The organism is Streptomyces albireticuli (assembly GCF_021228125.1).
Taxonomy (GTDB): Bacteria; Actinomycetota; Actinomycetes; order Streptomycetales; family Streptomycetaceae; genus Streptomyces; species Streptomyces albireticuli.
The window spans coordinates 454,568-475,782 of sequence record NZ_JAJQQS010000003.1; the positions used below are offsets into that span (position 1 = coordinate 454,568).

Annotated in this window: 21 protein-coding genes; 16 read left to right on the forward strand and 5 right to left on the reverse strand. The window is 71.1% G+C overall.

Annotated features, from left to right (window positions below; all coding sequences use genetic code 11):
* Positions 1–3: 3 nt before the first annotated feature.
* The 3 genes from LUZ64_RS06690 to LUZ64_RS06700 form a co-directional block, all read right to left on the reverse strand.
* Positions 4–882 (reverse strand): MetQ/NlpA family ABC transporter substrate-binding protein, encoded by an 879-nt coding sequence (locus LUZ64_RS06690; protein ID WP_095580090.1) that lies wholly within the window; start codon positions 880–882, stop codon positions 4–6.
* A gap of 201 nt (positions 883–1,083) precedes the next feature.
* On the reverse strand, positions 1,084–1,824 hold the full coding sequence (locus LUZ64_RS06695) for a 2OG-Fe dioxygenase family protein (protein WP_095580088.1): 741 nt from the start codon (positions 1,822–1,824) through the stop codon (positions 1,084–1,086).
* A 184-nt stretch (positions 1,825–2,008) separates the two neighbouring features.
* Positions 2,009–3,001 (reverse strand): beta-ketoacyl-ACP synthase III, encoded by a 993-nt coding sequence (locus LUZ64_RS06700; RefSeq protein WP_095580086.1) that lies wholly within the window; start codon positions 2,999–3,001, stop codon positions 2,009–2,011.
* A 575-nt stretch (positions 3,002–3,576) separates the two neighbouring features.
* On the opposite strand from LUZ64_RS06700, the gene LUZ64_RS06705 reads away from it, so the two are divergent.
* From LUZ64_RS06705 to LUZ64_RS06775, 15 genes are all read left to right on the forward strand, one after another.
* Positions 3,577–4,374, forward strand: coding sequence for a thioesterase family protein (locus tag LUZ64_RS06705; protein WP_232389757.1), 798 nt, complete (start codon positions 3,577–3,579; stop codon positions 4,372–4,374).
* 132 nt (positions 4,375–4,506) lie between these two features.
* Positions 4,507–6,267 carry a fatty acyl-AMP ligase gene (locus tag LUZ64_RS06710; protein WP_232389756.1) on the forward strand — a complete coding sequence of 587 codons (1,761 nt, stop codon included), beginning with the start codon at positions 4,507–4,509 and terminating at the stop codon, positions 6,265–6,267.
* A 12-nt stretch (positions 6,268–6,279) separates the two neighbouring features.
* Entirely contained in the window at positions 6,280–7,341 is a 1,062-nt protein-coding gene (locus LUZ64_RS06715; RefSeq protein ID WP_095580082.1) for an acyl-CoA desaturase, read from the forward strand.
* A gap of 16 nt (positions 7,342–7,357) precedes the next feature.
* Positions 7,358–8,305 (forward strand): acyl-CoA desaturase, encoded by a 948-nt coding sequence (locus LUZ64_RS06720; protein WP_232389755.1) that lies wholly within the window; start codon positions 7,358–7,360, stop codon positions 8,303–8,305.
* 99 nt (positions 8,306–8,404) lie between these two features.
* Positions 8,405–8,701, forward strand: a complete 297-nt coding sequence (locus tag LUZ64_RS06725) for an acyl carrier protein (RefSeq protein ID WP_095580078.1) — start codon at positions 8,405–8,407, stop codon at positions 8,699–8,701.
* A gap of 14 nt (positions 8,702–8,715) precedes the next feature.
* Complete coding sequence (locus LUZ64_RS06730; protein WP_095580076.1) at positions 8,716–9,816, forward strand: fatty acid desaturase; 1,101 nt, start codon at positions 8,716–8,718, stop codon at positions 9,814–9,816.
* A complete protein-coding gene (locus LUZ64_RS06735) occupies positions 9,816–10,697 on the forward strand; it encodes an alpha/beta fold hydrolase (RefSeq protein ID WP_095580074.1) in 882 nt (293 codons plus the stop codon). The genes LUZ64_RS06730 and LUZ64_RS06735 overlap by 1 nt, the downstream gene beginning before the upstream one ends.
* Positions 10,694–10,876 carry a rubredoxin gene (locus LUZ64_RS06740; protein WP_372471937.1) on the forward strand — a complete coding sequence of 61 codons (183 nt, stop codon included), beginning with the start codon at positions 10,694–10,696 and terminating at the stop codon, positions 10,874–10,876. The genes LUZ64_RS06735 and LUZ64_RS06740 overlap by 4 nt, the downstream gene beginning before the upstream one ends.
* 49 nt (positions 10,877–10,925) lie before the next feature.
* Positions 10,926–12,152, forward strand: coding sequence for a cytochrome P450 (locus tag LUZ64_RS06745; RefSeq protein ID WP_095580072.1), 1,227 nt, complete (start codon positions 10,926–10,928; stop codon positions 12,150–12,152).
* Positions 12,153–12,238: 86 nt separating this feature from the next.
* Positions 12,239–13,645 (forward strand): DHA2 family efflux MFS transporter permease subunit, encoded by a 1,407-nt coding sequence (locus LUZ64_RS06750; protein ID WP_095580070.1) that lies wholly within the window; start codon positions 12,239–12,241, stop codon positions 13,643–13,645.
* 166 nt (positions 13,646–13,811) lie between these two features.
* On the forward strand, positions 13,812–14,762 hold the full coding sequence (locus LUZ64_RS06755; RefSeq protein WP_095580068.1) for an ATP-binding cassette domain-containing protein: 951 nt from the start codon (positions 13,812–13,814) through the stop codon (positions 14,760–14,762).
* Positions 14,759–15,745, forward strand: a complete 987-nt coding sequence (locus LUZ64_RS06760) for an ABC-2 membrane transporter-related protein (RefSeq protein ID WP_232389754.1) — start codon at positions 14,759–14,761, stop codon at positions 15,743–15,745. The genes LUZ64_RS06755 and LUZ64_RS06760 overlap by 4 nt, the downstream gene beginning before the upstream one ends.
* Positions 15,746–15,799: 54 nt before the next feature.
* Positions 15,800–16,186 carry a GntR family transcriptional regulator gene (locus tag LUZ64_RS06765; RefSeq protein WP_095580066.1) on the forward strand — a complete coding sequence of 129 codons (387 nt, stop codon included), beginning with the start codon at positions 15,800–15,802 and terminating at the stop codon, positions 16,184–16,186.
* 160 nt (positions 16,187–16,346) lie between these two features.
* Positions 16,347–17,558, forward strand: a complete 1,212-nt coding sequence (locus tag LUZ64_RS06770; protein ID WP_232389753.1) for a putative hexosyltransferase — start codon at positions 16,347–16,349, stop codon at positions 17,556–17,558.
* Between the two features lie 264 nt (positions 17,559–17,822).
* Positions 17,823–18,449, forward strand: coding sequence for an RNA polymerase sigma factor (locus LUZ64_RS06775; protein WP_232389752.1), 627 nt, complete (start codon positions 17,823–17,825; stop codon positions 18,447–18,449).
* Positions 18,450–18,512: 63 nt separating this feature from the next.
* Here the strand turns inward: LUZ64_RS06775 and LUZ64_RS06780 are convergent, their stop codons facing one another.
* Both LUZ64_RS06780 and LUZ64_RS06785 read right to left on the reverse strand, forming a co-directional pair.
* A complete protein-coding gene (locus LUZ64_RS06780; RefSeq protein WP_095580064.1) occupies positions 18,513–19,079 on the reverse strand; it encodes a TetR/AcrR family transcriptional regulator in 567 nt (188 codons plus the stop codon).
* 70 nt (positions 19,080–19,149) lie between these two features.
* The gene (locus LUZ64_RS06785) at positions 19,150–19,947 is read right to left on the reverse strand and encodes an ABC transporter ATP-binding protein (RefSeq protein WP_095580062.1); all 798 of its coding nucleotides are present in this window, start codon (positions 19,945–19,947) and stop codon (positions 19,150–19,152) included.
* A 170-nt stretch (positions 19,948–20,117) separates the two neighbouring features.
* On the opposite strand from LUZ64_RS06785, the gene LUZ64_RS06790 reads away from it, so the two are divergent.
* Complete coding sequence (locus LUZ64_RS06790; protein WP_095580060.1) at positions 20,118–21,119, forward strand: ABC transporter substrate-binding protein; 1,002 nt, start codon at positions 20,118–20,120, stop codon at positions 21,117–21,119.
* Positions 21,120–21,215 lie beyond the last annotated feature (96 nt).

Genomic DNA, 21,215 nt, shown 5'->3' on the forward strand with positions numbered 1-21,215 from the left:
TGATCAGCCCTTCCCCTGCTCGGTCAGCCGGTCGAGCTCCCGCTCCAGCTCGGGCCGCGGGATGTCGAGGACATAGCGGGCCCCGTGCGCGGACTTGGCCACGGCCTCCTGGACCTTCTTCGTCCGGTAGAGCTCGACGACCTTGCGGACGTTCTCGGAGTCCTTGTCCTTGGCGTCGGCGGCGATGACGTTGACGTACGGCCGGGCGGCCGCGCTCTCCGGGTCGTCGTGGAAGACGGCCTGTTCCAGCTTGTAGCCGGCCAGCTCGGCGACGCCCGCGTTGATGACGGAGGCCGCGGTGTCCTTGAGGCTGCGCGGGGTCTGCTGGGCGTCGACCGGGGTGATCTTCAGGTGCCGGGGGTTGGCGGTGATGTCCTCTGGAGTCCCGTAGATGCCCGCCTTCCCCTTGAGCTCGATCAGCTTGGCGGCCTGGAGCACCAGCAGCGCCCGGCCCTGGTTGGACGGGTCGTTGGGGATCGCGATGCGTGATCCGTCGGGGATCTCGTCGACCTTCTTGTGCTTGAGCGAGTACAGGCCCATCGGCGCCACCGAGGTGGAGGCGACCGGCACGATGTCGGTGCGGTTCCGGGCGTTGAACTGGCTGAGGAAGGCGAGGTGCTGGAAGGCGTTGAGCTCGATGTCGCCGTCGGCGAGCGCCCTGTTGGGCAGCTGGTAGTCGTCGAAGGTGACGATCTTGACGTCGAGGCCCTCCTTCTTCGCCTCCTCGGCGAGGACGTCCCACTCCTCGTCCGCTCCGCTGACACCGATCCGCACCTGGTTCCCGCCGCCCGAGTCGGACAGGCCGCAGGCCGACAGCAGCAGGGCGAGGGCGGCGGCCGTGCTCGCCGCGAGAACGCGTCGGCGGGGGAGGGGGAGTGTCATCGGTGGCTCATTCCAGGAGACAGGACGGTGCAGGGACGCGGTGCCGCGTAGGGCGGTGTCCGCGTCGTTCCGTGGATCGTATGAGCGAAACCGAAAAATACCTGTTAAGCGAAGGCAGGGTTCATGTCTCCGCAATAAAGCAAAGGCATTTGCTGCGTTCTTATGAACGATTGTTTCTCAGGTCCCGCCTCAGGTGCCTCCTTAGGCGCCGCCGAAGAAGTCGACCAGCAGCATGTCCCGGATCCCCGTCCCGGCGCCGGGGGCGGGCCGTACCGGGGAGACGCCGTGCAGGACCCGGCGGTCGTCGAGGACGATCGTCTCCAGCGGCGCGGTGAGCACGGCCCGGTGGACGGGGCGCCGCTCCGGGTCGTAGAGGCAGGACTCCGCGCCCCGCACGTCCTGGCGGCGGATCAGCACCTGGGCCACGTAGCAGTGCCCGTCCCGGTGGACGCCCTCCGGGGCGGGATGCCCCTCGGCGTTGACGGTCGCGACGACACGGATCTGGTGGACGCCGCAGGTGTCGATGCCCGCGCGGGGGCCGGGAAGCCGTTCCCCCAGGGCGAGGACGACCCGGCGCAGCGGCTCGCCCGCCGCCACGGCCGGGCACAGCGGGGCGAAGAGCCGCTCGACGCCGCCGTTCACCCGGTTCACCGACGCGTCCTGGAAGAAGGCGGTGTGGGGGAGTTGCTCCAGCCCCCGTGGCCGGAGGCGGAACTTCCCGTACCGGCGGAAGCGGTAGGGCGTGTCCGTGCCCAGGTGCGCGTCGGCCGGCAGATCCTCCCAGGAGGCGAGGAACCCCGCCACGTCCCCCTCGGGGACCCCCGCCAGCGCGTCCGTCAGCGGGCCGGGGCCGAAGTGGACGAAGGGCGGCCGGTGCGCGGCGCCGGGTATCGCCGGGGGCGCGTCGGGCAGGTCCCGCGCGCGCAGTGGACTTGAGGTCATCCGATGTCCTCGCCTTCGTACGGGCCGGGCGCCGGCCCCGGGTGCGGGCCCGCGCGGGCGGCGTCGGGCCGGGGGCGAGGAGGGCCCCTCGTCCGACAGTAAGGCGAGAGTGGCGGGGAGTGGCCTGAAAGTACGCGGTGGACCTGGGGAACCGGCCGGCCGTCCGCCTCAGGCGCCCCATCCGTCACGGAAGGCGTATGACTTGCGCCCCCCAGGTGAGACCCGCGCCGAATCCCAGGAGCAGCGCCAGATCGCCACTGGTCACGGCACCCGACTCGCGCAACCGGGCGACGGCGAGCGGTACGGAGGCGGCCGAGGTGTTGCCGGCGTGCGCCACGTCCCGTGCCACGACCACGTGTCCGGGCAGCTCCATCCGCTGCGCCACGGTCTCGATCATCCGCAGGTTGGCCTGGTGCGGTACGAAGGCGGCGAGATCGGAGGGTCTTATTCCGGCCGCGTCGAGCGCCTCCAGGGCGACCTTGGGCATCTCCTCGATGGCCCAGCGGAAGACCTCCGGCCCGGCCATGCGCATGGTGGGCCAAGCGGTCCCGGGCTCGTCCCGGTACTCCAGCCAGCCGGCCGAGTGGGCGATGAGCCCGCGGCGGCTGCCGTCGGAGCCCCAGACCACCGGGCCGATGCCGCACTCCTCGCGCGGCCCCACGACCATCGCCCCGGCGCCGTCGGCGAACAGGATGGCCGCCGAGGGGTCCTCGGGGTCGATGATGTCCGTCATCTTGTCCGAGCCGACGACCACGACATAACGCGCCGCGCCGTCCCGGACCATCGACGCGGCCAGGGCCAGGCCGTAGCAGAAGCCCGCGCAGGCGGCGTTGAGGTCGAAGGCCGCGCCACGGGTGCCCAGCCGGTCCGCGATCTCCGTCGCGTCACCCGGGCTCTGGCGCAGCCCCGACATCGAGGAAAGGATCACCGCGCCGATCAGGTCGGGCTCCACCCCGGCGTCGGCGACGGCCTTCCGCGCCGCCTCCACCGCCATGTCCACGACCGTCTCGTCCGCGGCGGCGTAGCGGCGTTCCACGATTCCCGTACGCCGTTGTATCCACTCGGCCGTCCGTCCGGTGCGCGCGGCCACCTCTTCATTGCCGACGACGCGGTGCGGACGATAAGCGCCGATCCCGAGAATTCCTGCGTCCTGTGCGGCGGTTCGCTGTATCTGCATGGCAATACCAACCCTCGGTCCGTTCCGGATGCCGGGCGTCGCACGCCGTCGGGGGGACGCCGGATTCCGGCGCGGTCGACGGGAGGCGGGGCGCGGGCGTGATCAGTGACAGCCGGTCCGCGCGGGTCGGCGGACGGGTCCGGGAAAGGCGCTCCGGCCTTGATCCCGAAGAGGTGCGGATGCCCGGTCCCGGCCGGTGGGACACTCGGGCGCCGGACGATTTCCGGTCCGGGCGAGAGCTTCGGTGGCGATCACCGTGCCGCGCATACAGGCCCCCCCAAGCCAGAACGTGAACTCACCCGCGGGGAGACTATCTCCGGGGTGGGTTGGAGTCCGCAACCCACTGGCATCCGGATGTCGAGTGTTGAACGTCACGCCCTTCCGAGGATTCGAACAAGCGTGACGCGGGTCACAAAAAATATTGCTTGCTTGGTATGGCGCGCCCCTTCTACGGTCACTCGTGTGATCCAACTCCTCGCAAAGTCTGGCCTGTTGTCGACGATCGGGTTCCACTATCGCAAGGGGTCCGCCCTCCTCGCTGACTGCGTTATTCCGGTTGCCGGTTCGGAGGAGTCGTGACCAATACCGCACCGCCGCTCTCACCTGCGGATCTGTTAAGCCGACCGGCCTCCGGAGACATCGGTGCGGGAACGCATCTGCACGGCTTCGGCGGTTTCCACGGCGGCCTGACCCTGGCGCTGATGACCTCGGCGATGCAGGGGTCGGTACCGGACATTCCGCTGGCGAGCGCAACCGCCCGATTCCACCGGCCGATCGGCGAGGACTTCCGGGTGGAGACCTCGCTCATTCGCTCCGGCCGTACCGTCTCGACCATCGGCGCACGCGCGGTGACGTCCAAGGGAATTCACGTCGACGCCCAGGCGGTCTTCGGATCCCTGAAGCCGGCCTCCTGGCAGACGTTCGCCCCCGCCGCACCGGTGGCGCCGCCCCCGGAAGACTGTGAAATCTTCACCATCCCACCCGAGTTCGTGGCGATATCCACGTACATGGAGATCCGCCCGGTCGGGCCGAGCCGCCCCTACGCGGGAGGGCCGGAACCCGAACTCATCGCCTGGATAAGGATGGTGGAGGACGAGAAGCCGCCGGACGCGCTGCGCTTCGTCTTTCTGATGGATTCGCTGGCACCTTCGTACGCGGCGGTGCTTTCGACCCTAGCCTTGGTGCCCACCGTCGAACTCACGGTGCGGCCCAGCGGAAATCTCGCCCGGGCCGATTCGCCGTGGATACTGCTGCGCGCGCGGACGCGGTCGGCCAGCGCCGACGGCTGGGTGGACGAGCAGATCGACGCCTGGGGTCCCGACGGCACCCATCTGGGTTCCGCCCAGCAACTCCGCGTCGTACGAACGGACTGACCGGCTCCACCATGCGCGGAACGAAGAGAAGAAGAATTCCGGACCCGCCGTCGACGCGATGACGGGTCCGGTCACAAGGCTGAAGTAAACGGGGGAGCTGTGGACCGCTCAGCGGGTTGGGCCCGTACGTCATTGCCCACGTCATTACCGGAGATCCTGGAGTACCGGGCGGCGCGGCCACCGAGGACGGCCTTCCGCTTCCTGCCCGACGGGACCTCCGACGAGGCCGTCGAATGGACCTACCAGGACCTCGCCGAGCACGCCGGCCGCATCGCCGCGGACCTGCTGGACCGCGAGCTCACCGGCCGCCGCGTCGTCCTGGCCCTCGACCCCGGGCTGCACTACGTCGCCGCGCTCTTCGGGATATTCCGGGCCGGCGCCACCGCGGTGCCCTCCTTCCCGCCGACCGGCAAACGCGCCGTGGCACGCTTCGCCTCCATCATCGAGGACTGCGCACCCGATGTGATCATCGCCGATACCCGGCTGGAGAGCCGCGTCGGCCAATTCGAGGCCGAACTCCCCGAATCGGTGGCCCGCCCGCGCTGGATATTCGTCGACGACGCCTATTTCGAGGAAACCGGCGCGGCGGCCGACCGGCGGCCCCCGCGGCTCGCCGACCCGGCGCTGCTCCAGTACACCTCCGGCTCGACCGGGAACCCCAAGGGCATCGTCCTCACCCATGACAACCTCGTCAGCAACTGTGTGACGCTTGAGGAGAACATGGGCTACGAGCCCGACCGGGTCGGCTGCACCTGGCTGCCGCCGTACCACGACATGGGACTCATGGGCACCCTCCTGCTCGCGGTGCACGGCGGCTGGCCCCTGGTGCTGCTGTCACCGGCGCACTTCGTGCAACAGCCCTACCGCTGGCTCAAGGCGCTCACCGATCACAAGGTGACGATTTCGGTCGGCCCGAACTTCGCCTTCGACCTCTGTACGTCGAGCGTCACCGACGAGGAGCTGGAGACGCTCGACCTGAGCCGGCTGCGCCAGGTCTTCTGCGGCTCGGAGCCCGTCTCCCGCGCCACCCTGGACAGGTTCCGGGAGCGGTTCGGACCGCGCGGTTACACCGAGACGTCCCTCATCCCCTGCTACGGGCTGGCCGAGGCGACGCTCTACGTCTCGGGCAAGCGCTCCGGCACCGAGGTCCGCACCCGGCTCCTCGACAAGGAGGCCCTGGAGAGGGGTTTCGTCCGCGCGGGGGACCCCCTCGGCACGGACGCGACGACGCGGATCATCAGCTGCGGCGCCGTCGCCGTCGGCCACGAGGTGCTGATCGTCGATCCGGAGTCCCGGCGCCCGGTCGGCGACGGGCGGGTCGGCGAGGTCTGGGTGCACGGTCCCAACGTCGCGGCCGGATACCTGGGCAGGCCCGGGCTCACCGCCGAGACCTTCACCGCCCGTCTCGCGGACGACGCCCGCCCGCCTTCGGGAAGTGAACAAACGTATCTGCGCACGGGGGACCTCGGCTTCCTGCTCGACGGCGAACTCCACATCACCGGGCGGCTCAAGGACCTCGTGGTGATCGCCGGCCGCAACCTCTATCCGCAGGACGTCGAGCAGTCCGTGCGCGAGTCCCACGGCAAGCTGCGCGGGACCGCGGTCTTCTCCCGCCCCGGCGAGGCCGGTGAGGAACTGGTGGTCGTCGCGGAGTACCGCGGCACCGCCCGCCAGCTGGCCGCCGAGGGCGGCGCGGTCCTCGACGCGGTGATCGCGGCGGTGACCGCCGACCACGGCGTCCGGCCGGCCGACGTGCACTTCGGTCCGGTCGGCGCGATCCCCATGACGACCAGCGGCAAGGTACGCCGGGACGCGACACGGAAGGCCTACGCCCAGGGGACGCTCAAGAAGCTGGCCCTGGCCACCGACGACAAGCCGCTGTCCGCGCGGTGACTGGAGTCCACCATGACTGTTTCCTCCGATAGGTCCCCCGAGAGATCTCCCGAGACCCCTTCCCCGTCGTCCCCGTCATCCCCGTCCTCCCCGTCGTCCCTGTCCCCCCGGCCTTCCTCGTCACCGGCCCCGGCCGGCGGGGCCGAGGGCGTCGGCACCGCGGCCGGGCAGCCCGCCGCGGCCCCCGGCGTCCCGGCGGGTGACACCGACGCCTCGGCGCGAAGGCTCGCCTACGTCACCGTCGGCGTGCCCACCCTCGGCTTCGCCGGAGCCGTGGTCTTCGCCTTCCACTACGGCATCAGCGCCGTCGACATCGGGCTGCTCGTCGGCATGTACCTGGTGACGTCGCTGGGCGTGGAGGGCGGCTTCCACCGCTTCTTCTCGCATCTGTCCTTCGCGGCCAAGCCCGGCGTCACCGCCTTCTGGGGGATCGCCGGGAGCATGGCGGCACAGGGCCCGATCGTCTTCTGGGTGGCCACCCACCGCCAGCACCACGCCTTCACCGACCGCGACGGCGACCCCCATTCGCCCCGGCCGATCGAGGACGGCCGCCGGTTCGCCAGGGTGCGCGGCTTCTGGCACGGCCACGTCGGCTGGCTGTTCACGGTCCGCCGGCAGAACTGGAGCAAGTACGTCCCGGACCTGATGCGCAACCGGCTCGTGATGAAGATCAACCAGTACTACTTCGTCTGGGTCCTGGCCGGCCTCGCGCTGCCCGCGCTGCTCGGCTGGGCGCTCACCGGCGGCACCGCCCGGGGCGCGGCCGGCGGCCTCCTCTGGGGCGGCCTGGCCCGCGTCTTCCTGCTCGACCATGTGACGTGGAGCGTCAACTCGATCGGCCACACGCTGGGCAACCGCCCCTACCGGACGCGCGACACCAGCCGCAACGTGGCCGCGCTCGCGCCGTTCTCCGTCGGCGGCTCCTGGCACAACAACCACCACGCCAAGCCCGCCCTGGCGCACAACCGGCACACCTTCTGGCAGATCGACATCGCCGGCGGCGTCATCCGGCTGCTGGACGCGCTCGGCCTGGTCACCCACGTCCGCTACCCCAAACGCGCACGGTCAGAGTAGAAAAGGAGTGGCTCTCGTGTCCTCGGCAACAGCTGATCCGCTGGCGGCGGCAATCGTCAAGCTCGACCCTGCCAGCCGCCGCATCAAAAGATTCTCCGCGCTGACCACCATGACCCTGCCGCTCATCGGCACGCTCGCGGCGGTCTGGTTCCTGTGGACCGGCAACTACACCACCACGGACCTGGTCCTGTTCGTCGTGATGTATTTCGTCCACATGGGCGGCATCACCATCGGCTTCCACCGCTACCTCTCGCACAAGGCGTTCAAGACCTCGCGCGTGTTCGAGGGCATCATGATGATCACCGGGTCCATGGGGGCCCAGGGTCCGCTGATGTTCTGGGTCACCACCCACCGACGGCACCACCGCTTCAGCGACCGCGAGGGCGACCCGCACTCCCCGAACCTGCACGGCTGGAGCCTCCGGGCCCGTCTGCGGGGGCTGTGGTACGCGCACATGCCCTGGATGCTGAGCGACGAGACGTCGAAGTGGACCGTCTTCGCCCCCGACGTCCTGCGGGACCGCCGGCTGATGTGGTACCACCGCACCTACCCCGCCTGGGTGCTCACCGGCCTGCTGATCCCCACCGTGATCGGCTTCGCCGTCGGTCAGACCCCGATGTCCGCGCTCACCGCCCTGGTCTTCGGCGGCTTCGCCCGCATCTTCGTGGCCAACCAGGCCGCCTGGTGCGTCGGTTCGGTCTGCCACGCCATCGGCAGCCGCCCCTTCAACAACGACGACCGCAGCGCCAACAACTGGCCCGTCGCCGCCTTCACCTTCGGCGAGGGCCTCCAGAACAACCACCACGCCTTCCCCGGTTCGTACCGCCACGGCGTCACGTGGTGGGAGCCGGACCTGAGCGGCTGGCTGCTCTTCGGCCTCGGCAAGGCGGGCGTCGTGTGGGAGCTGCGCGAACCCGACCAGGCGACCATCGCCAGGAAACGGGCGATGAAGAAGGCCGCCTGACAGGACCCCACCCGTCCCGTCAGCACCCGGCGGCCCCCGTAAGCACTCGTCAGCACTCGTCAGATCCAGTACCACCTCCCGGCAGGAGCCACCCCACCCATGTTCGGACGCAAGAAGGAAACGCAGCTGACCGGCCCGCTCACGGAGGACTCCCTCCGGCAGTGGCTGGTCGACCACCTGGCCCAGCGGATCGAGGTCCCGCCCGCCGAGATCGACACCACCAAGTCCTTCGAGGCGTACGGCCTCGACTCCCGGGTCGCCGTCCAGGTCTCCGGATCCCTGGAGAAGGTCGTCGAGCGCAGGCTCTCGCCCGGTCTGCTCTACGAGCACCAGACCATCGACGACCTGAGCCGCTACCTCGCGCAAGAGCTCAGACTGTCCGGCCGGACCGGCTGAAGGGGATCGCCACGATGGCCGCTTACAACTTTCCGTCGGCACCCGACGAGAACTTCAAGGAATTCCTCCGCAAGTCGGAGAAGATCGAGGGGGAGCGCCTCCAGGCGGCCATCCCCCGGGACTACTTCGAGCCCCGGGTGGCCCGCGGCATCCTCGGGTTCGCCGTCAGCTGGGCGCTCTACATCGGCGCGATCGCCGGCGTCGCCCTCGCGCCGCACTGGCTGCTGTGGATCCCGCTGTGGATCGTCGCCGGCCTCGGCGGCTGGGGGCTGCACTGCATCGCCCACGACTGCGGACACGGTTCCTTCTCCCGGTCGCGGAAGTTCAACTTCGCGGTCGGCCATGTGTCGCTGCTGCCCCTGATCTATCCCTTCCACGCCTGGCGGCACGTCCACAACCTGCACCACAGCCACACCAACAACCTTGAGCTGGACACCGACTGGCGTCCCGTCCCGGCGGCGCTCTACGACCGGATGCCCTTCCACGAGAAGGTCATCTACCACGGGACGCGCACCTGGGCGTTCTGGGGCGGCACCATCAACTACTGGCGGGAGTCCGGCTTCCGGCCCGGCTACTTCCCCAAGCGCGAGGCGCGCCGCGACGTGCGCCGGTCGATGGTCTTCGTGCTGGCCGTGTGCGTCCTGTACTTCACCCCGCTGATCTGGTTCACCGGTGTCACCGGCTTCCTGATCTACTTCGTCGCGCCCTGGCTCGCCACCCACGCGTGGTTCAGCGCGACGACGCTGATGCACCACAGCTCCAGCGACGTGCCGTACCTGACCAACGAGCACTGGACCCGCAACGCGAGCCGGCTGCTGGTCACGACCGACTACGTCTACCCCAAGTGGCTGTTGTTCCTCACCCACAACATCTCCATCCACACCGCGCACCACGTGGCGCCGGTCGTGCCCTACTACAACCTCCGCAAGGCCCAGGCGGCCCTGAAGGCGGCGTACCCCGGCATGGTCCGCGAGGAGAAGGTGAAGATCAGCCAGCTGGCCCGGATCGTCCGGCGGCTGCACTTCTACGACACCGAGTCGGGCTACTACACCGACTTCTCCCGTACCCGCATCGCACCGGCGGACGCCGAGCCGGTGCCCGTGAAGACCTCGTGATGACACCTCTCTCCCTCCGGCGGTTCGCCCACGCGGCGGTCGGCGCCCTCGCACCGGGCGTCGGCGGCCGCTGGGCGACCGACGTCTTCTCCCGCACCCGCAAGATGGGTGTCCGGCCCGACAACGTCCTGCCGCTCGGCGCCCGCCGGTTCGCCGTCGAGGGCAACCCCGATGTGCGCGGCGGCTATCTGTGGGGCGACGACGAGGACGCCGACGGCGGGCCCGTGCCGACCGCGCTGCTCGTCCACGGCTGGGGCGCCGACAGCTCCAGCATGTACTCCCTCATCGCCCCCCTGCGCGCGCTCGGCTACCGGGTGGCCGCGTTCGACGCCCCGGCCCACGGGGTGTCCGAGGGCAAGCAGGCGACGATGACGCAGTACACCGCGGCCACCAGGGCGGTCCTCGACTCGCTCGGCGGGGTGCGGGTGATCGTCGCGCACTCGCTCGGCTCGATCGCCGCCGTCGCCGCCCTGGCCCTGCGCCCGGACCGGCCCGTCGACTGCCTCACCCTCGTCGCCCCCACCTGCACCCTGAACGCCGTCCTGGACGCCTGGGCGCACAGCGAGCTGCGGCTCGCCCGCCCGGTCCTCGACCGCATCTACCGAGAACTGCACCGCCGCAACGGGGTGCCCGTCAGCCACTGGGACGTCGTCGGCCTCGGCCGCGGGCTCCCGTGCCCGGTGCTGGCGATCCACGACCCCGACGACCCGGTCGTACCGTTCCACGAGGCCGAGGTCATCGCGGCCGGCCTGCCGGACGTACGGCTCGAAAGGGCCACCGGACGTGGCCACATGGGGATCCTCATGTCGCCCGAAGTGAAAAGCGCCGTCTCCGCGTTCGTCGCCGAACACGGATCCAGAACTGGAGAGACCATCGCGTGAGCGAGGACATGGGCAAGAGGGCATGGATGTGCCTGGTGTGTGGATGGGTCTACTACGAGGCCCTCGGACTCCCCGAGGAGGGCATCGCCCCGGGCACGCCCTGGGAGGAGATCCCCGACACCTGGGAGTGCCCGGACTGCGGTACGACGAAGGCCGACTTCGTGATGGCACCGCTGTAGTCCCGGCAGACCCGCAGCACCCGCCGGTAACGCCCGAGAAGGAGAGCAGATGAGCACAGCGGTGACCGATCCCGGCGTCGCGATGACGACGCTGATGACCCCGGAGGGCAAGCGCGACCCGTATCCCCTCTACGAGGCGCTCCGCGCGTACGGTCCGCTCCTGCGGCTCGGCCCGGACCAGCTGGTCGTCACCGGCCACGCCGAGTGCTTCCGCGCGCTGCGCGAGCCCCGGCTGCTCTCCACGGACGGGCCCGTGCAGGACCGGATGATGCCCGGCTGGCGCGACCACTCCTCCTGGGTCTGGCTCGCGCAGAACATGCTCTTCAGCAACTCCCCGGACCACGAGCGCTACCGGCGCTTCTTCAGCGGGGCGTTCACCCCGCGGCGGATCGCCGAGACGCGGCCCGTGGTCGAGGGCCTGATCGACGGGCTGATCGACCGGCTGGCCGGACTCGGGGCGGACGGCGCACCGGTGGACTTCATGGCGGAGTTCGCCTTCCGGGTGCCGATGGCCGTGATGGGCGCGCTCCTGGGCATCCCCGAGGAGGACCAGGCCGCCTTCCGGGGGCCCGTCGGCGACATCACCACGGCCCTGGAACCGATTCGCGACCTCTCCCAGCTCGACCGGGGCGACGCCGGTATGGAATGGATGGCCGCCTACTTCACCGAGCTGGCCGCCGCCCGCCGCGCCGAGCCCCGCGACGACCTGGTCAGCGCGATGACCCGGGCCCGGGACGAGAGCGGCGAGCTCAGCGAGGAGGAGCTGATCGCCAACTTCATGCTGCTCCTGGTCGCCGGCACCGAGGCCCCCATGGACCTCATCGGCAACGCGCTGCGGCTGGCCTTCGACCACCCCGGGCACGCCGACGCGCTCCGAGAGGACCCCGGGCTGGCCCCCGGCTACATCGAGGAGACCCTGCGTTTCGACCCCGCCGCCCAGGCGCTGAACCGGGTGGCCGCGACCGACATGGAGTTCTTCGGCGTACCGCTCACCGAGGGGACGAAGGTCACGCTCCTCATCGCGGCAGGCAACCGCGACCCGCGCCGCTTCCCCGACCCGCTGCGCTTCGACCCGTACCGCACCGGGAACCACGCCCTGACGTTCAGCGGCGGCGCGCACTTCTGTCTCGGCGCGGCGCTGGCCCGGATGCAGGCGGAGACCGCGCTGCCCCGGCTGCTGCGCCGGTTCCCGGGGCTGCGGCCCGCGGGGGAGCCCACCTTCCGCGACCAGTTGGTGCAGCGGGGCTTCGACCGGCTGCCCGTGAAGTGTGGCTGACGCCTCTTCGGGAAGAGGGGAGGCGCCCTCCGGGGCGCGGTATGCTCGCGTGAGTTGGAAAAACCAACTCACTAACGAGGAGAGCGATGACTCAGACCGCCGCCGGTGAGGCGGGCAGCGTCACCAAGCCCCGCTTCGGCCCGGTGTTCGCCGTCGTGGTGGCCGGCGTGGCGATGTCCAACCTCGACATGTTCATCGTCAACGTCGCCCTGCCCGACATCGGCGCACAGTTCTCCGGGTCGTCGCTGGCCTCGCTGTCCTGGATCCTCAACGCCTATGCCGTGATCTTCGCCGCGCTGCTCATCCCGGCCGGCAGCCTCGCCGACCGGACCAGCCCGCGGCAGGCGTACCTGCTGGGCATAGCCGTCTTCACCCTCGCCTCCGCCGCCTGCGCGGTGGCGCCGGGGGTGTGGGTCCTGGTCGCCGCCCGGGTGGTCCAGGCCGTCGGGGCGGCGATGCTGATCCCGTCGTCCCTCGGCCTCCTGCTCGCCGCGGCCCCGCCCGAGAAGCGGGTGGCCTCGGTGCGCGCCTGGACCGCCATCAGCGGACTGGCCGCCGCCCTCGGTCCCGTCGTCGGCGGCCTGCTCACCCAGCTCGACTGGCGCTGGGTCTTCCTGATCAACCTGCCCATCGGCGTCTTCGCCCTCGTCGTCGGCGCCCGGGTGCTGCCGCGCACCCCGTCCCGCCCGACCGCCGACCGGCTGGACCTCGCCGGCGCCGTCCTGCTCACCCTCGGCATCGCCGTCGTCGCCCTCGGCCTGGTCAAGAGCGACGACTGGGGCTGGGCCTCCGCCGGGGTCATCGGCTCGCTCGTGGCCGGCGTCCTCCTGCTCGTCTGCTTCGTCCTCAGCTCCGCGCGCCACCCGTCCCCGATCCTGCCGCTGAACCTCCTGCGGATCCGGCCCGTGGGCCCGGCGACCTTCGCCAACCTCCTGTTCGCGGTCGCCTTCGGCGCGATGCTGCTCTCCGCGGTGCTCTGGTGCCAGCAGGTCTGGCACTGGTCACCGCTGCGCACCGGCCTCGCCATCGCGCCCGGCCCGGTCATGGTCCCCGCCTTCGCCATGGGCGTCGGCCCGCTCATCCGCAGGATCGGCTCGGGCGCGGTCTCCGCGATCGGGTCCGTGCTCTTCTGCGTGGGCATCGGCTGGTGGATCTACCGCCTGGACACCTCGCACGACTACGTCGCCGGCTTCCTCCCCGGCATGCTCCTCACCGGCATCGGGGTGGGCCTGGTCGTACCGACCCTCGTCGGCGCCGCCGTGACGGCCCTTCCGCCGCAGAGCTTCTCCACCGGCTCGGCCGTGGTCACCATGGCCCGCCAGGTCGGCTCGGTCCTCGGGGTGGCCCTGCTGGTCGCCTTCCTCGGCACCCCCGGCGACGGCGACGCCGTCACGGCCTTCGACCACGGCTGGGAGTTCACCCTCGCCGCCTCCGCGCTCTCGGCGCTGGCCTGCCTCTTCATCCCCCGGGCCGGGAAGGCGCCCGCGTCCTGACCCCCTGGCCCCCAGGGCCCCCGAAACCGCTTTCCCTCCCCCGGCCGGACGGCCGCCGCGGCCCCAACCGTGTGCGGCCGTCCGGTCTTTTGCCCGTATTGACACATGGAGGGGTGATCGACAATGCTCATTCCACTAGCTGACTAGTGAATTAGCAAGGTGGGCGATGGTGGGGATACCTCCGAGCGGCGAGGGGAGCCGCTGGGCGATCGAGGCACGCGGACTCGGCAAGCGGTACCGGCGGCGCTGGGCCGTCCGCGACTGCTCGTTCCGGGTGCCGGCCGGTGTCGTGTGCGGACTCGTGGGGTCGAACGGCGCGGGCAAGAGCACGCTGCTGAACATGGCCGCCGGCATCACGCGGCCCACGGGCGGGAGCCTGCGGCTCTTCGGTACGCCCGTGGCCGAGGCCGGCGTGCCGGCCCGGTGCGCCTTCCTGGCCCAGGACAAACCGCTGTTCCCGCGCTTCACCGTCGAGGACCATCTGCGGATGGGCGAGGAGCTCAACCCCCGGTGGGACCGCGAGGTCGCCACGCGGATCGTACGCTCCGGCAAGCTGCCCCTCCACGCGCGGGCCGGAGCCCTCTCCGGCGGCCAGCGCTCCCGGGTCGCGCTCGCCCTGGCCTTCGGCAAGCGCCCCGACCTGCTGCTCCTGGACGAGCCCCTGGCCGAGCTGGACCCGCTCGCCGCCCATGAGATCGCCGGACTGCTGATGTCCGAGGCCGCCGAGCAGGGCACGACCGTCGTCATGTCCTCGCACCAGCTGTCCGACGTGTCCACCATGTGCGACTACCTGCTGGCCGTCGCCGACGGGCGGCTCCGCCTCGCCGGAGAGGTCGACGCGCTGCTGTCCGCCCACAGCCTGGTGACCGGTGCCCGCCTCGTCGACGGCGTACCGCCGGAGATCGCCCGGCACACCGTCGTCGAATCACGTGTCGTGGGACGCCAGTTCACCGGGCTGATCCGCCCGGAAGGCCCGGTGGAGGGCGACTGGCGGACCGGTGAACCCACCCTCGAAGAAGTGCTCCTCGCCTACCTGAGGTCCCCCGGGGCACCGCCCCTGATCACCGCGGACGCCCGTCCCGGTGACCTCGACGACGCCCCGGAGGTGGCGGCATGACCACGACCGCGAAGCAGGACCCGCGCGCCGAGCAGGGCAAGCGGCCGCCCCGCGTCATGCGCGGCATGGCCTGGCTGGTCTGGCGCCAGCACCGAACCGCCTTCGTCGCCTGCCTCCTGCTCGCCGCGGCCTCGTGCGTGAACATGCTGTGGCAGCGCGGCACCACCCGGGACTTCCTCGCGCGCGCCCGGACCGACGGCACGGCCGTCGACGTCCTGGAGGCGTTCCAGGGCGCGCAGTCCTCCGCCTTCCAGAGCGCCACCTGGACACTCTCCCTGGTGCCCGTCGTCGCCGGAGTCTTCCTCGGCGCCCCGCTGATCTCCGGCGACCGCGAACGCGGCACCGTGAAGCTGGTCACCACCCAGTCGATGACGCGCGGCCGCTGGATCCTCACCAAGCTCGGACTCGCGGCGCTGGTCACCCTCGTGTGCTCGGCCGCCCTCTCCGCCGTCTTCACCTGGTGGTGGGAGCCCGCGCACCTCTACGTCAACAGCGGTCACTGGGACGAGAGCGGCGTCTTCGACAACACCGGCCCCATGCTGGTGGCGATGGCGCTGCTCCACTTCGCCGCGGGCGCCGCCCTCGGCATGTTCCTCCGCCGCACGGTGGTCGCGATGGTGCTCACCTTCGGCTTCGCCTACGCCGTGGAGATCCTCTGGGACACCGTCCGGCCACGGCTCGGCACCGCCCGCACCCTCACCTCCCCCGTGGAGGCGGGCAGGCCCAAGCTCCCCGAGGGCGCGGTGTGGCACGACGAGTGGACCGTCGACGCGCACGGCGGCCTGCACGGCTTCGGCACCTGCTTCAACGAGTCCACACCGGAGGGATGCCGGGCGAACGAAGGTATCGTCGCCCACCGCCTGGAATACTTCGGATACGACCAGATGAACGCCATGCAATGGACGGGTGCCGCGATCCTGCTGGCCCTGACCGCCGCGATCCTCACCTTCACCGTGTGGTGGGCCCGCAGGCGGCCCCTGTGAGCCGTGCCGTCATCGGGTCGACGCGCACACGCAGGGATTGAGGGGGGCCGGTACATGGTCGAGTTCAGGATCGACCGGCACGGCGGCATGGCCGCCTATCTCCAGATCGTCCAACAGGTACAGGAAGCGCTGCGCCTCGGCATCCTCGCCGTGGGCGACCAGCTGCCGACCGCGGCGCGCGTCGCCCGGGACACCAAACTCAATCCCAACACGACGCTCAAGGCGTACCGGGAGCTCGAACACCTGGGGCTCGTCGAGGCCCGCCCCGGTGTGGGGACGTTCGTCAGCGCCGTCCCGGCGCAGGCCCGGCCCCTCGGGGACTCCCCGTTCCGGGCGGAGCTCTCGGACTGGATGGGCCGGGCGCACGCGGCGGGGCTCGACTGGGCGGACGTCTCCGCCCTGGTCACCGCCGCGCGCGCGGAGCACTACCCCACGGTTTGACCGAGCCCCGCCCGCCGCCGCTCCCCGCGCGCGGCGCGAACCACCCGGGCACAAGAACCTCCCGGGCACGCGAGAAGCACCCGGGCGCACCCGAACGCCCAGGGAGCCCGAACCGCCCAGGCACCCCCGGACCTTCATGGCCACCACCCGACGAAACGGCATGAAAACGATGAAACCGGATCTGATACCCGGCTCCTCCGCGACGGAGCCCCGCGCCCGACCGTCGTGGAGGAAGCCGGAGCCCGTCCCTCCGGCGAAACGTATCTTCGTTCTGGCGCTGCCCGCGCTCGTGGTCTACGCCGTCACCACCACGCTCCATCTCGTCCTGCTCGCCGCCATGCGCGGCCCCGAGGACGCCGGCCTCCGCAAGCTGCTCCTGGCCTGGGACGGAGGCCTGTACGTCGACATCGCGGAGAACGGCTACCCCGACTCCTTCACCTACAAGGAGGACGGCCGGCTCGACGGCAACAACCTGGCGTTCTTCCCGCTGTTCCCGACCCTGATCCGAGTGGTCCACACCGTCACCCGCCTCGACCACGGGACCTCGGGCATCATCGCCGCCCACCTCTCGCTGATCGCCGCGCTCGTCGTCACGCACCGCCTCGTCGACCGGCTGTACGGGCGCCGGACCGCGACCATCGCCCTCGTCCTGCTGGCCGGCGCACAGCCGATGGCCCTGACCTTCCTGATGTCCTACAGCGAGGCCCTTTTCCTGGCCCTGGCCGTCGGGACGCTCCTCGCGGCGCACCACCGGGCCTGGCTCACCGCCGGCGCCCTCGCCTTCCTCACCGGGCTGACCCGGCCCGCCGCCGCGGCCGTCGTCGCCGCCCTGGCCGTCGCCGCCGGACTGCACCTGCTGCGCGAGCGCCGCCTCACCTGGCGCCCGGTCGCGGCCGTGGCCCTCGGCTGTGTGAGCACCCCCCTCTACCTGTGGTGGGTGGGACGGCGGCTGGGCGAGCCGGGCGCGTGGTTCCGCATCCAGGAAGCCGGCTGGGGCACCCACTGGGACAACGGCGCCGCCTTCCTCGACTTCCTCGGCGACACCTTCCGGCGGGGCGAGGGCTGGGTGGCGGTGAGCACCGCCGTCCTCCTCCTCGGCCTCCTCTGCGCCACGTTCCTCACCTGGCACCGGGGCACCTGGCCGCCGCTGCTCGTCTACGGCACGGGCATCGTCGTGCTCACCCTCGCGCAGAGCAACTACTCGCACTCCAAGCTGCGGCTGCTGGTCCCCGCCGTCCTCTTCCTCCTGCCGGCCGCCCGCGCCCTGGCACGGGCCACCGACCGCACGGTGGCCGTCTCCCTGACCGCCGCCACCCTCTTCGGCTGCTGGTACGGGGCGTACATGGTCACGGTCTGGCAGTACGCCATCTAGCGCCGAAGTGCTCAAGGCGTCCCGGGTCGGCCGGGGTGCCGGCGGTGGACGACGCGGGCGCCGGGCCGGGCCGGCCGCCACGGCTTGTCGGGTCGTCATACGTACCCACTTCAATGAGCGCATACGAGTAACCAGTTGGATGCGGAGAGCTAAAATTTTTGATGTGTTGCCGCATGACCGGATCAATTCTCCGGTTCATTGGATGCCGAGCGCATACCGGCACACCAGCCCACACCGCGCGGCTTCGTACGGATCGAGGGATCTGTGAGTGGAGACTCGGAGCGGCCCCCGCCGTCCGGCATGTCCGGCCGCCGGATGGCGCTCACCTTCGCCGCCTTCCGTGAACTGCACGCGAGCAAGTGGCGGGTCTACGCCTATGTGCACACCGGTGACCGGGACGCCGCCGCCAGGATCTCCGAGGAGACCTTCGACCAACTGGCCGCGCTGTGGCCGCACGTCCTGCGCCAGCGGTCGGCGGACTCCTACGCCTGGTCGCTGCTGAAGGAGCGGGTCGACGGCTGGCTGACCGGCCGCGGCCGGGGCACCGCCCTGGCCACGGCCGCCTTCCACGGCACCGGCGGCGGGGACCCCCTGCCGCCGGCCGGGGAGTGCGCGCGCCGCTTCGCGCGGCTGGAGCGGCGGATCGGGCTCTACGCGGCCCTGGCCCGGCTGCCCGAGCGGCAGTCCGACGCCCTCGTCCTCACCTGCTTGATCGGCTACAGCGTGGGCCAGGTCGCGGGCCTCCTCGGGACCGAGGAGGCCTCCGTGCGGTCCCACATCGGCCATGCGAAACGCAGGCTCGCCTCGGTGCTGGAGGCGCGGAATCCCGTCAGGGGGAACCCGTGCCGCCCGGCGATGCCCTCGACGGTGATGTCGTCGAAGCCGTCCTGACCGCCGACGCCCGCCTCCTCGCGGGGGAGTTCGGGAACCGCCGGGTCCCGGCCGGTCCCGCCGCTACGGCGAGGTGTGCGCCGCGAGCAGCCCCAGCACGCCCTTGACGGCCTGGTCGTAGGGCTCGGCCGAACCGGCCGCGCGGGCGAGGACGTACCCGCCCTGGAGCACGGCGACCACGGCCGACGCCGTCTCGGCGGGGTCGAGGGCGGCGATCGGCTCGCCGCGCTCGCGGCCCTCGGCGAGCAGCTGGGCGAGCCGGCCGCGAAGCCAGTCGAAGGTCTCCTCGACGGGACGGCGCAGCTCCGGGTCGGCCACGATGTCCGGGTCCTGGGCGAGTCCGCCGACCGGGCAGCCCTTGAGGACGTCCCGCTCCCGCAGGAGGTAGGCGGAGATCCGCTCCAGGGCCGTGCCCGGCCCGGAGAACTGCTCCTCGGCCTTGGCCCGCATCTCCTCGGCGGTCCGGCGGATCGCGGCGAGGGCGAGGTCCGGCTTGCCGGTGAAGTGGTGGTACATACTGCCTTGTCCGGCGCCGGCGCGCTGCTGGATGGCCTTGGGGCTGGTGCCGACGTAGCCGCGTTCCCAGAGGAGGGCGCGGGTGCTTTCGATGAGGCGGTCCGAGGTGCTCACCTCGGCACTGTACCCGTGGGTACAGGACGGGCCGCGTCCGGCCGGGGCCCGGGGCCGGAGCCGCGTGCGGCTAGGCCGCGCTGACCGCCACAGGCCGCCGCGCCGACGGGACCACGACCGGTGAACCGTCGTCCGGCGCCTGGAGGATGTCCGCCTCGATGCCGTACAGCTCGCGCACCAGCTCCGTGTCGACGACGTCGCGCGGCGCGCCGTGGGCGACGATCCGGCCGTCCTTCATGGCGACCACCGTGTCCGCGTAGCGCGCGGCACTGGCCAGGTCGTGCAGGACCATCACGACCGTACGGCCCGCGACGGACACCTCGCGCACGAGGTCGAGGACCTCCACGGCGTGGCCGATGTCGAGGGCGCTGGTCGGCTCGTCGAGGAGGACGATCGGGGTCTCCTGGGCGAGGACCATCGCCAGCCAGCAGCGCTGCCGCTGGCCGCCGGAGAGCTGGTCCAGGCGGCGGTCGGCGAGGGCGGCGACGCCCGTGGCCCGCAGGGCCTCCTCGACGGCCCGCTCGTCGTCGCGCGACCACTGCCGGAAGAGGCCCTGGTGCGGGTGGCGGCCGTAGCGCACGAGCCCGGCGACGGTGACCGCCTCGGGGGCGAGCGGGGACTGGGGGAGGAGGGCGATGCGGTGGGCGGCCTGACGCTGCTTCAGCTCCCAGATGTCGGCGTCCCCCGCGTGGACCCGGCCGGACTCGGGCTGGTGCAGGCGGGCGACGGACCGCAGCAGTGTGGACTTGCCGCAGCCGTTGGGTCCGACGATCGCGACGACCTGCCCCGAGGGGATGGTGAGGTCGACGCCGGCCACGGCGCGGTGGCCGGGATAGCCGGCGACGAGCTGTTCTACGCGGAGCTCCACGGGCAGAGGCCTTTCCAGAAGATCGCCGGTTGGGTGTGGACCCTCTTGCCTGAGGGCTTTAAGGTAAGGCTAACCTAATGGCTGTCGCAGGTCAGTGCGAGGGGACACCCGTACGATCCGCGACCGTCTTTCCCCGTTTTCTCGCTTCCTTTTCACGCCCGGAGCTTTTGATGACCGCACCCCACCGCCTCCTCCTGTCCACCCCGCGCCGCGCGGTACAGGTCCTCGCCGCCGTGGGGGCGGCAGCCGTGCTGGTGACGGGCTGCGGCTCGGACTCGGACAAGGGCTCCGACAAGAAGACGGAGGCGACGTCCGAGGCGGGCGGCACGCGCACGGTCAAGGACGCGACCGGCAAGGCCGTCCAGGTCCCGGCGAACCCCAAGCGGATCGTGACGCTCACCCAGGAGGACCTGGACGCGGTGCTCGCGCTCGGCCTCAAGCCGGTCGGCATCACCAACGGCCAGGGCCTGAACAAGCCGCCGGCCTACCTCGACGACAAGGTCAAGGGCATCAATGTCGTCGGCAATCTGCTCCAGCCCGTGATGGACAAGGTGCTGGCCGCCAAGCCCGACCTCATCCTCGCCGGTGACATGCAGGACGAGCAGGTGCTCAAGCAGCTGCGCGAGATCACCCCGGCCACCCTGGTCACCATGGCCCCGACCGACGACTGGAAGCTTTCCTTCCGGGGCATCGGCAACGCCGTGAACGCCATGGACAAGGCCAACAAGGTCATCACCGACTACGAGGCCAAGGCCAAGAAGGCCGGCGAGGGCCTGGGCGACAACAAGGGCGCCGAGGTCAGCATCGTCCGCTGGAACCCGGACGGCCCCAGCTGGATGGAGAAGAAGCAGTTCGCCAGCGGCGTCGCCCTGGACATGGGCCTGAAGCGCCCCAAGTCCCAGGACAAGGACGGCAACGCCCACACGCCGGCCCTCAGCCTCGAGAAGATCAACGAGATCGACGGCGACTGGCTGTTCCTCTCCACCCTCACCTCCGACGGTGAGAAGGCCCTGAAGGACGTCCAGGAGAAGCCGGCCTACAAGGACCTGAACGCGGTCAAGAAGAACCACGCCGTGACCGTGGACGGTTCGGTCTGGTCGACCCGCGGCGGCCCGCTAGCCAGCTCCGCCGTCATCGACGACATCGTGAAGGCGCTGGGCGCGAAGTCCTGACGACGCCCCACCCCGTACGGGGAGTTCAAACGCCGGACGGGCTGGGAATCAGCCCGTCCGGCGTTTGAGCGGCCAGGGTCAGGGGCGGAGCCCCGG

Coding starts and splice junctions, on each gene's coding strand:
- LUZ64_RS06690 (WP_095580090.1), bottom strand. CDS start 882: ATGACACTCCCCCTCCCCCGCCGACGCGTTCTCGCGGCGAGCACGGCC.
- LUZ64_RS06695 (WP_095580088.1), bottom strand. CDS start 1,824: ATGACCTCAAGTCCACTGCGCGCGCGGGACCTGCCCGACGCGCCCCCG.
- LUZ64_RS06700 (WP_095580086.1), bottom strand. CDS start 3,001: ATGCAGATACAGCGAACCGCCGCACAGGACGCAGGAATTCTCGGGATC.
- LUZ64_RS06715 (WP_095580082.1), top strand. CDS start 6,280: ATGACTGTTTCCTCCGATAGGTCCCCCGAGAGATCTCCCGAGACCCCT.
- LUZ64_RS06725 (WP_095580078.1), top strand. CDS start 8,405: ATGTTCGGACGCAAGAAGGAAACGCAGCTGACCGGCCCGCTCACGGAG.
- LUZ64_RS06730 (WP_095580076.1), top strand. CDS start 8,716: ATGGCCGCTTACAACTTTCCGTCGGCACCCGACGAGAACTTCAAGGAA.
- LUZ64_RS06735 (WP_095580074.1), top strand. CDS start 9,816: ATGACACCTCTCTCCCTCCGGCGGTTCGCCCACGCGGCGGTCGGCGCC.
- LUZ64_RS06745 (WP_095580072.1), top strand. CDS start 10,926: ATGAGCACAGCGGTGACCGATCCCGGCGTCGCGATGACGACGCTGATG.
- LUZ64_RS06750 (WP_095580070.1), top strand. CDS start 12,239: ATGACTCAGACCGCCGCCGGTGAGGCGGGCAGCGTCACCAAGCCCCGC.
- LUZ64_RS06755 (WP_095580068.1), top strand. CDS start 13,812: ATGGTGGGGATACCTCCGAGCGGCGAGGGGAGCCGCTGGGCGATCGAG.
- LUZ64_RS06760 (WP_232389754.1), top strand. CDS start 14,759: ATGACCACGACCGCGAAGCAGGACCCGCGCGCCGAGCAGGGCAAGCGG.
- LUZ64_RS06765 (WP_095580066.1), top strand. CDS start 15,800: ATGGTCGAGTTCAGGATCGACCGGCACGGCGGCATGGCCGCCTATCTC.
- LUZ64_RS06770 (WP_232389753.1), top strand. CDS start 16,347: ATGAAAACGATGAAACCGGATCTGATACCCGGCTCCTCCGCGACGGAG.
- LUZ64_RS06790 (WP_095580060.1), top strand. CDS start 20,118: ATGACCGCACCCCACCGCCTCCTCCTGTCCACCCCGCGCCGCGCGGTA.